Genomic DNA, 8,945 nt, shown 5'->3' with positions numbered 1-8,945 from the left:
CACCCGATGACGGTCCGCGGCTGCCGGCTCTCCCTCCTCGCCGCCGGCGTCGGCTTCGCCGCCTGTACGCTCGCGCTCGGCGCGCTCGTCGGTCCGGGCGCCGCGCTCGTCACCCTGCCGACCTGGTTCATCGGGTACCTCCACGCGCCGCAGCTCGACACGAACCCGTTCACCACGACGCTGGGGTACCCGACCGGCATCGCGCTCGCGCTGCTCGGCGGGTTCTACGTCCAGACCGCCACGATGACCGCGACGATACTGGGATTCGCGCTCGTCTTCCTCGTGACGCTCGCCGGGGTGAAGATCATCGACGACGAACAGGACTACGCGTACGACCGGTCGATCGACAAGCGGACCGTCTCGGTGCTGCTCGGCCGAGCGCGAGCCCGGACGCTGGCGTTCTCCCTGCTGATGACCGGGCTTGTCGGCGTGCTCTGGGGGACGGTCAGCGGGCTGTTTCCCCCGTCGGCGCCGGCCGCGGCGCTCGCGTTCGGCTCGGTGGCGCTGGTGGCCAGACGGGCCAGCTCGACGATCGCGACGATGCTCCTGATCCGCGGCGCCTACGTCTTCCTGGCCCTCCTGCTCGTGGCCGTCTGGTTCCAGCCGCTGTCCGGCACGCCGCTTCCAGACATCACCGTATTCGGGCCGTACACGTACCTCGCCACCGAGGTCGCCTTCGGCGCGCTCGCGTTCGGCCTGCTCCGCTACGCCGGCGCGCTCCGGCAGGCGGCCCGGACGATCGCCGCCCTGTATCCGATAGCGTACCTCTGGGACTGGTACACGCTGGAGGTCGGCGTCTTCGAGATCACGATGCGCACCGGGTACGACCTGTTCGGGATCCCGATCGAGGAGCACCTCTTCATGATCGTCGTGCCGGCGCTCGTCCTCGGCATTCACGAGAGCATCCGGACGCTCTCGGCCGAGTCGGACGACGGGTCTCCGAGCGACGCGTGAACGCGCTCGCGGTTCGACCGCCGATCCGCGTCCGACCGAAACGCTTTCCGATCCTCCCGGAAAGGGAGGGACGATGCGGAAGAGCGGACCGCCGAAGGGACTGATCGCGTATCTCGTGTTGGAGCTGCTCGACGAGCGACCCCGGTACGGATACGAGCTGCTCGGCGAGATAACCGAGATCAGCGGCGGCCACTGGGAGCCCTCGTACGGCTCCGTCTACCCGATCCTCTACAAGTTCGAGGAGGAGGGGCTCGCCGAGCGCGTCGAGCGCGCCGACGAGCCGGACCGGAAGTACTTCGCGCTCACGGACGCGGGCCGCGAGGAGCTGGCCGAGAAGCGCCGCGAGATCGGCGCGGAGGCGAAGGACTTCGGCGACGTCGTCCTCGGCTTCTACCACCTCTACTCGGCGCTCGCCACCGACGACCGATTCGACGTCGACGACGCCGACGGCGACTGGGCGTACTCCGAGCGGTACAGCGCGTGGATCGTCGAGCAGACGATCCGCCACCACGAGCGCGACTTCGGCGAGTTCGAGCGGATCGACGCCACGCCGGAGGAGTTCTACGCGGCGGCCACCGCCGAGCGCGAGGCTGATAGCGAGGAGGAGACCGTCGAGAGCGACGCGGCCCCCGACGGCGGCGACCCCGACCACTGAGCGAGCCGCGAGCGCGGCCGAATCACCGCTGCGCCGCCGCTATCGGTCGATGAGCCGCCCGAGTATCCCTCCGGGAAGCCCGGCGCGGATCAGGCGGTCGTACAGCCGGTCGGGGAGCACCGCGGCCACCCGCGGGAGCCAGCGAGCGCGGCGGCTCACCCGGTAGACCGCCCGGGGCCGGTCCGCGGTGGCCGCGACGACGACCCGCTCGACCACGGTCTCCAGATCGGTCGCGACGGGCGCGTAGCCCTCGAACGCCCGGTAGGCGTCGGCGTACGGGCTCCGGACCCATGCCTCGGCGTCGTCGCCGGTGAGCCGGTCCGCGACCGCCGCCGCCGCGCGTTCGTTGAACCCGGTCGGGACCGGTCCGGGCTCAACGAACGCGACCGTCACGCCGTGGGGTTCGACCTCGCGGCGGAGGGCATCGGTGTACCCGCGCAGTCCGGCCTTCGCGGCGCTGTACGCCCCGTGGTAGGGAAGCGGGGTCGACCCGACCATCGATCCGACCACGACGATCCGACCGCCGCGCTCGCGGATCGACGGGAGGGCGGCCCGCACGACCGTGTGGACCGCGGTCAGGTTCGTGTCGATCTGACGGCGGAACGCGTCGACGCTGGTGTCCTCGATCGCCGCGATCTCGTACCCGCCGACGCAGGAGACGACGCAGTCGAGCTCCCGGTCGGCGAGCAGCGCCTCGACCGCGTCGCCGTCGCGCAGATCGACGGCATGCGTCTCCGTGGCTTCGGCGAGGGCGGCCAGCCCCGCGGCGTCGCGGTCGATCCCGATCACGTCGTGGTCGGCGGCCGCGAGGGCCCTGACGACGCCGCCGCCGATCCCGCCGGCCGCCCCGGTCACGAGAACGCGCATGGGACCGGTAGCGACCGGGGACGGGTGACGCTGGCGGTTCGGGTCGGCGGCGGACCCGCGCCGCGCTCCCGAAGGCATATACCGCCCACCTGCGACCATCCGACGTATGTCCACAGACGAACCGTCCGTCCCGATCGTGTGTACCGAGTGCGAGACGGAGACCAGCGTCCCCCTCTCCGACGTGGCGGACGCGCTCGAGAGACACAACGACGGGAAGCACGACGGCGAGGAGGTCGCGGAGGTCGATCCGGTGCTGAAAGACCGGCTCGCCGACCTCGTGGCGGAGGACCTCGGGCTCTTCGAAGACGCGTAGGGAGCGGAACGCGGCTCGGTACGGGAAAGCGATACGAACCGCGCCGGGACGCACTGAACCGCGCCGGGCTCTCGGGCGACCGCCGCTGACCGTCAGACCGCCGCTTCACTCGCGGGCCGTCGCGTCGGTCGCGGAGGCGGACGGCGTCGGTGGCCCGCTCTCTACGTCGTCAGTCGTGCTGCGCGAGCGCGCCCTTCGGGTGCCCCTTGTGCTGGAGGTTCCGATTGTCCCGCTTTCGAGTCGCCGTCGCCGGGATAACGGTGTCGTCGTCGACCTCGTCTCGCGGTCGTCCGGTGTAGCCGTGGTCGGGATGTTCGGCGCAGTGGGCCATCGCGTCGTGAGATCCCTCCCAGGGCCCTTCGTCGCAGCCCTCCGCCGTGCAGACGAACACTATCTCATCGGACATGTTGCCGGAGGATACCTTATCGGTCTATATAAACGTGGAGCCGCGTTTATCAGAGATAATAACGGAGAGGGTCGGTCGGCGCGGCCGACCCGACCTCAGTCGCCGGCCGCCGGGGCGCCGAACAGTTCCACGCTCGTCCCGTCGTGGCGGCAGTCCTCCAGGGCGTGCTTGGCGGCGAAGCCCGCCTCGTGGGCGGACGCGCCCCGGCCGACGCCGACCTGCAGTTCCACGCCGACGTCGGTCTCGACGTGCGCGACCGCGTCGGCGAACGCGCGCTCGGGGAGGTCGGGGCAGACGGAGATGATGTTGTCGCCGCCGACGAAGAAGGAGAGCGCGCCGTGCTGCTCTCGCAGGTACCGCATGAGGGCGGCGTACGCCCGTTCGATGTTGATGAACGTGTCGAACTCGTTGATCCGGTCGGTGTACTTCCCGGTGGCGTTGACGACGTCGAAGTGCGCCACCTGCAGGTCCGCGTCGGCCGTCTCCGTGAGGTACTCGCCGGCGAGGACCTCGGTCCGCTGTTCGTCCTGCGCGCTCCCTTCCACCTGAAGCCGCCGGTTCGCGGCCTCCAGCGCGTCGACCGGTCGCTCGGCGATCGCCGTGCCGAGGCTGATGCTCACCGGATACCGGTTCCCGATCGACTCCTGGAGCACCGCGTGGGCCGCGCCGTCAACGCCGTTCGTCACCGCGATCATGTTGTCGAAGCGCGTGAAGAAGACGTACGCGTCGCGGTGGCCGACGAACTGGGCGATGTCGGCGAAGAGCCGCGACTGAAGCGTCTGGAGATCCATCTCCCGACGCGGCTCCGGCGTCGTCGTCCACGGGCCGTAGTTGTCGATCTGGACGAGGGTCACCTGGGTCGTCGTCACAGTGCCTCTCAATTAGGAGGCGCGCCGCTTTATCCTTCCGTTATCCCGAAGCTGGGACCGGTACCGGATATGAGTACCATTCCGCCGGTGCGGCCTCGGCTCCGGCCCAAAACCACTACGACCGTGGCGCTCTGACAGGTGGCATGGAGTTCAGCGGCGCCGTCCTCGACGTGGACGGCACGGTCGTACGAGGCAACGATCCGATCCCGGGCGCGCCCGCCGGCTACCGGCGACTCCGCGAGGCCGGAATCGAGACGCTGTTCGTCTCGAACAACCCGACGAAAGCGCCGCCGGCGTACGTCGACCGCCTCGGCGCCGCGGGGTACGACGTCGACGTTGACAGCGTGTTCACGGCCGGGACGGTGACGACGCGGTACCTCGGCGAGCACCACGCCGACGACGAACTGCTGTGTATCGGCGACTCCGGACTGCTCGAGCAGTTCGCGTCCGCCGGCCTCACGACGACCGACGACGTCGCCGCCGCCGACGCCCTCGTCGCCTCGATCGACCGGGAGTTCGACTACGAGGACCTCTGTACCGCGCTGTGGACGCTGGAGCGCGACGTCCCCTTCATCGGCACCGACCCCGACGTGGTCATCCCGGCCCCCGAACGCGACGTGCCCGGGTCGGGCGCGGTGATCAACGCGATCGCCGGCGTCGCCGAGCGCGAGCCCGACGTCGTCCTCGGCAAGCCCTCGGACCCCGCGATCGAGATGGTGCGCGAGCGACTCCCGTACCCGCCGCAGGAGTGCCTCGTCGTCGGCGACCGCCTGAACACGGACATCGCGCTCGGCGAGCGCGCGGGTATGACGACGGTGCTCGTCAGGTCCGGCGTGACCGACGACGAGCGACTCGCCGCCGCCGGCGTCACCCCCGACTACGTGCTCGACGACCTCGGTGACATCGACCGCGTCCTCGGCTGATCGGCTCTGACGTTCGCGGCCCCGGTCCCGTCGTTTCCGCCCGCTCACGCGCTCTCGACGCGCTCGACACTTCCGCTTCGTGGCCAACATTTATACGGACCAGTCGCTACGCTTCGCCCATGAGTAAGGTTGGCACGCACGAGGACGCGCCCGGCGAGGAGGCCGAGGAACCCGAGCGCCCCGTCCGCGTGATCGAGGGCCACGCGGTCCAGTTCAACGAGTACCGGTACTGACCGACGCCGCCGTCGCCGGCCGGTGTCGGGACCGTTAAGTGTTCGTCCCGGGTAGCCGGAGGTGTGATACGGAGGCTCCGACGCGCGAGCACCTTCGCCGCCGTGGCCGCGCTCGCGGCCCTCGCGCCGACCCTCGGCGACGCCGCCGTCGTGCCGTTTCTCGCCGTCGCCGGCCTCGCCTTCTTCGGGATCCGCGACGGCGAGTGGTTCGAGACGCTCGCGCTGCCGGGCGATCGGGAGGAAGAGCGGCTCTACGGGTTCGTCGCCTTCTCGATAGCCGCCGCCGGCCTCGCCCTGTTCGCCTCGCTCCCTCGCGTCCCGCTCCCGTACGAGGCGTTCGCCGCGGCGGCGCTCGCCGTCGGCGGCGGGCGACTCGGCCGGGAGATCGTCGGCCGGTCGACGACCGACGAGTTCCCGCTCGTCGCCGGCTACCTCGGTCTCGGCGCGCTCGCGGCCCTCGCCGGACAGGTCGCCGTGCTGCTGCAGGTCGAGGTGCTCGGCGTCTCCGGGCCTCCCGCCGGGTCGTCGGCCGGCGCGCCGGGCGACGCGGTGACCGTCGTCGCGTCGGCGCTCCCCGAAGCGGCCTTCCTGGCGTCAGTGGCCGCGCTGACGGCCGCGCTCGTGCGGTCGCTGGTGTTCGCCCGCGACGCGCACATCACGGTGATCCTCGTCGCGTTCGCGGTCTGGGGGTTCATCGCGCTCGACCCGACGGTCACCGTCCCCCTCGTCGCGTTCGGACTCGGCGTGACCGTCGCGCTCGGCTACATCTCCTTCGCGCTCGGCACCGCCTCGGTCCCCGGCATGCTGACCGGGGTGCTCTCGGCGCTGCTCGCCGTCGTGCTCGGCGGCGTCGGGTGGTTCCTCACGCTGATGTCGTTCTACGCGGTCGGCGGCCTCGCCTCGAAGTACCGCTTCGACGAGAAGGCCGACCGCGGCGTCGCACAGGAGAACGACGGCGCTCGCGGCACCGGGAACGTGCTCGCGAACTCCGCGGTCGCGCTCGTCGCGCTCCTCGGCTACGCCGCCACCCCCCACGTCGCCATGCCGGCCACCCCGTTCGCGTTCGCCTTCGCCGGGGCGACCGCCACCGCGATGGCCGACACGCTCTCCTCGGAGATCGGCGGGCTGTTCGACGGTCCCCGGCTCGTCACCACCCTCCGCCGGGTCGAGCCCGGCACCGACGGCGCGATCACGTGGCAGGGTGAGGTCGCCGGCCTCGCCGGCGCGCTCCTCGTCGGCGGCATCGCCGCGGTCGGTATGCCGGTCGGCGGCCTCGTCGTCGGCGGGGGGATCGTCGTCCTCGCCGGCGTCGTCGGCATGACCGTCGACAGCCTCCTCGGCGCGTCGATAGAGGGCGACCGCGTCGGCAACCAGGCCGTGAACTTCCTCGCGACGCTCGCCGGGGCGGCGGTCGCGGTGGCGCTCGGGGTGGTGCTGGTTTGACCGGTTCGTCCGAGGGCAGCCGCGGGGAGTCCGACGGGGGTCCCACCGCCCCCGACCCGCGCGTCCGCGCCGCCCGCCCGACCGATGCCGACCGGGTCCGGGAGCTCCAGTCGTTCCTCCGGCAGCCGAACCCGGACCTCTTGGAGTACGGCCTCGCGGTGGGCTCGGCGCTCGTGAGCGTCGCGGACGGACGCGCCGTCGGCTACCTGCTACCGGTCGACGCCCCCACTCGGCCCGGCGTCCACATCGCCGAGCTGGTCGTCGATCCGGACTACCGCCGCGAGGGGCGCGCCCGCGGCCTCCTCTCGGCCGCGATCGGGGAGGCCGACGGTCCCGTGACGCTGCAGGCGCACCCCGACAACGAGGGCGCGCTGGCGCTGTACGAGGGGCTCGGCTTCGAGATCGTCGACCGGCACGCCGACGCGTACTCCGACGGCGACGCGCTCGTGCTGCGCCGGGACTAGCGTCGGGGCGCCCCGGGTCGATCGCGCTCCGGGGCCGCCGACGCTCGCGCCGACCCTCCCGGAACGAGAACAGACAAAAGGACTATTCGAGCCCCGCGCCTGGAGCGAGACATGAGCGACGCCGACGCGGCCCGGGAAGCGGGCGAGGACCCCGAAGCGGGCGAGGACCCCGAAGCGAGCGAGGACGCCGCCGTGGGCGAGGACCTCGAAACGAACGAGGACGCCGCCGAGTCGATCGAGGTCGACTTCGGCGAGGACGGGCTCGTCCCGGCCATCGCCCAGGACGCCGACTCCGGCGAGGTGCTGATGCTCGCGTACGTCTCGCCGGAGGCGCTCGACCGCACCCGCGAGACGGGCGAGGCGCACTACTACTCCCGGTCGCGCGACGAGCTGTGGCACAAGGGCGGCTCCTCAGGCCACACGCAGGCGGTCCGCGAGGTTCGCGTCGACTGCGACGCCGACACCCTGCTGTACCTCGTCGACCAGAACGTCGCGGCGTGTCACACGGGTCACCGCTCGTGCTTCCACCGGACGATCGACGGCGAACGCGTCGGCGAGCGCGTCTTCGACCCGGACGAGGTGTACTGAATGGGCGGTGCGGCCGGCGGCGACCCGACGGAGGACGGTGCGGCGGGAAGCGACGCGGCGACCGAGTCGGGCCCGGTCAGCGAGGCCGGCGAGGCGGCCGCGACGCTCCGCGAGCGCTACGACGAGCTCCGCCGGATCGAGACCCGGATCGCCGACCTCGGTCGGGACCGCGTCGAGGCCGCGGCGGACACGTATCGCCGCGCGCACCGCGTGCTCGACCAGTACGAGGACGACGCCGTCGGCAGCGGGGACTTCGCCGCCTACGTCCGGTTCGAGGGCGAGTTCGCGAACGCGGTCGACGTGGACGACGACGCGCTCGCGGCCGACGCGTTCGCGGCCGCCGACGAGGCCGTCGACAAGAAGCGGCTCTCCGAGCGCGACTTCGAGGCGGCTCGCGAGGCGCTCGAGCCCGCCGGGGAGTACGTCGACCTGCTCGCCGACCGGGACGAGGCGGTCGACGACTACCGGGCCGCGCGCAAGGCCGCGCGCGAGGCGCGGCAGTCCCTCGCCGACCGACTCGACGAGCTGCGCGAGGTCGCGTCGATGGCGGACGCGGACCTCGACGCCGACGTCGACCGCCTCCGCGAGCCGATCGCGACGTACAACGAGGCGGTCCGCGACTCGTTCGACGCCTTTTATAAATCCGCGTCGGCCCGCGAGGTCTTCGCCTTCCTCGACCGCGCGGACGCGACCCCCTTCGTCGACGTCGACGTGCCGCCGACGGACTTAGCCGAGTACGTCGCGGAGTACGAGGCCGGGACGGAGCCGCTCCCGACCCTGCTGGAGTACGCGGACTACTCGAACTCGAAGCTGGAGCACTACGTCGACGACCCCGGCGCGCTCCGGACGGCGGTCGCCGTCCACCGCACCTACATCGAGCGGCTCGACGGGGAGCCGCTGACGCTCGACTGGCCGCCCGCCGGCGGCGACGCGCTCGCCTACGAGATCGGCGAGCTGATCCCGCTGGTCGCGCGGGTCGCCGCCGACGAGACGGTCGCGACGCTGCGCGCCGTCCGCGACCTCGCGCGCGACGACGAGTACGAGCGGCTCCGCCGCGCGGCCGAGGTGCGCGACGCGCTCGCCGACCCCGAGCTGCGGCTGGTGCGAACGGGCGCCATCGACGACCGGGTGCGCGAGGCCGAGCGCACGCTCGACGTCGTGGACGACGTGCTGGCGGAGACGGATCGGTAGCGGCGTTTAAAACCGTCCCTCGGAGAGTCGCGTCCTTTC

The 8,945-nt window shown here is 71.9% G+C and carries 11 protein-coding genes; 8 read left to right on the top strand and 3 right to left on the bottom strand.

The window, feature by feature from the left end; genetic code table 11:
- Window positions 1-954 (top strand): lycopene cyclase domain-containing protein (locus R6U01_RS01575; protein ID WP_410284704.1); only part of this gene is annotated, 954 nt, incomplete at its 5' end.
- Window positions 955-1,027: 73 nt separating this feature from the next.
- Window positions 1,028-1,609 (top strand): PadR family transcriptional regulator, encoded by a 582-nt coding sequence (locus tag R6U01_RS01570; RefSeq protein ID WP_410284703.1) that lies wholly within the window; start codon window positions 1,028-1,030, stop codon window positions 1,607-1,609.
- Between the two features lie 39 nt (window positions 1,610-1,648).
- Here the strand turns inward: R6U01_RS01570 and R6U01_RS01565 are convergent, their stop codons facing one another.
- The gene (locus tag R6U01_RS01565) at window positions 1,649-2,476 is read right to left on the bottom strand and encodes an SDR family NAD(P)-dependent oxidoreductase (protein ID WP_410284702.1); all 828 of its coding nucleotides are present in this window, start codon (window positions 2,474-2,476) and stop codon (window positions 1,649-1,651) included.
- A 106-nt stretch (window positions 2,477-2,582) separates the two neighbouring features.
- Between R6U01_RS01565 and R6U01_RS01560 the strand changes: the two genes are divergently transcribed.
- Entirely contained in the window at window positions 2,583-2,789 is a 207-nt protein-coding gene (locus R6U01_RS01560) for a hypothetical protein (RefSeq protein ID WP_410284701.1), read from the top strand.
- 169 nt (window positions 2,790-2,958) lie between these two features.
- Here R6U01_RS01560 and R6U01_RS01555 read toward each other — a convergent pair whose 3' ends face one another.
- Together R6U01_RS01555 and R6U01_RS01550 are read right to left on the bottom strand one after the other, a co-directional pair.
- A complete protein-coding gene (locus R6U01_RS01555; protein WP_410284700.1) occupies window positions 2,959-3,195 on the bottom strand; it encodes a hypothetical protein in 237 nt (78 codons plus the stop codon).
- Between the two features lie 95 nt (window positions 3,196-3,290).
- The gene (locus R6U01_RS01550) at window positions 3,291-4,064 is read right to left on the bottom strand and encodes a GTP cyclohydrolase III (protein ID WP_410284699.1); all 774 of its coding nucleotides are present in this window, start codon (window positions 4,062-4,064) and stop codon (window positions 3,291-3,293) included.
- Between the two features lie 143 nt (window positions 4,065-4,207).
- Here R6U01_RS01550 and R6U01_RS01545 point away from each other — a divergent pair, with 143 nt between their 5' ends.
- The 5 genes from R6U01_RS01545 to R6U01_RS01525 all read left to right on the top strand — a co-directional run bounded on the left by R6U01_RS01545 (window position 4,208) and on the right by R6U01_RS01525 (window position 8,906).
- Complete coding sequence (locus tag R6U01_RS01545) at window positions 4,208-4,987, top strand: HAD-IIA family hydrolase (protein ID WP_410284698.1); 780 nt, start codon at window positions 4,208-4,210, stop codon at window positions 4,985-4,987.
- A gap of 296 nt (window positions 4,988-5,283) precedes the next feature.
- Complete coding sequence (locus R6U01_RS01540; RefSeq protein WP_410284697.1) at window positions 5,284-6,663, top strand: DUF92 domain-containing protein; 1,380 nt, start codon at window positions 5,284-5,286, stop codon at window positions 6,661-6,663.
- Window positions 6,660-7,127: a GNAT family N-acetyltransferase gene (locus R6U01_RS01535; RefSeq protein WP_410284696.1), complete on the top strand. Its 468-nt coding sequence runs from the start codon at window positions 6,660-6,662 to the stop codon at window positions 7,125-7,127. The genes R6U01_RS01540 and R6U01_RS01535 overlap by 4 nt, the downstream gene beginning before the upstream one ends.
- A 192-nt stretch (window positions 7,128-7,319) precedes the next feature.
- Window positions 7,320-7,715 carry a phosphoribosyl-AMP cyclohydrolase gene (hisI, locus tag R6U01_RS01530; RefSeq protein WP_410284706.1) on the top strand — a complete coding sequence of 132 codons (396 nt, stop codon included), beginning with the start codon at window positions 7,320-7,322 and terminating at the stop codon, window positions 7,713-7,715.
- Entirely contained in the window at window positions 7,716-8,906 is a 1,191-nt protein-coding gene (locus tag R6U01_RS01525; RefSeq protein ID WP_410284695.1) for a hypothetical protein, read from the top strand.
- Window positions 8,907-8,945: the final 39 nt, after the last annotated feature.

This window comes from Halorubrum sp., assembly GCF_046498025.1.
GTDB lineage: Archaea > Halobacteriota > Halobacteria > Halobacteriales > Haloferacaceae > Halorubrum.
The sequence above is the reverse complement of the archived record's forward strand: the minus strand, read 5'-3'. Positions and strand labels throughout refer to the sequence as shown.

Coding starts and splice junctions, on each gene's coding strand:
- R6U01_RS01570 (WP_410284703.1), top strand. CDS start 1,028: ATGCGGAAGAGCGGACCGCCGAAGGGACTGATCGCGTATCTCGTGTTG.
- R6U01_RS01565 (WP_410284702.1), bottom strand. CDS start 2,476: ATGCGCGTTCTCGTGACCGGGGCGGCCGGCGGGATCGGCGGCGGCGTC.
- R6U01_RS01560 (WP_410284701.1), top strand. CDS start 2,583: ATGTCCACAGACGAACCGTCCGTCCCGATCGTGTGTACCGAGTGCGAG.
- R6U01_RS01555 (WP_410284700.1), bottom strand. CDS start 3,195: ATGTCCGATGAGATAGTGTTCGTCTGCACGGCGGAGGGCTGCGACGAA.
- R6U01_RS01545 (WP_410284698.1), top strand. CDS start 4,208: ATGGAGTTCAGCGGCGCCGTCCTCGACGTGGACGGCACGGTCGTACGA.
- R6U01_RS01525 (WP_410284695.1), top strand. CDS start 7,716: ATGGGCGGTGCGGCCGGCGGCGACCCGACGGAGGACGGTGCGGCGGGA.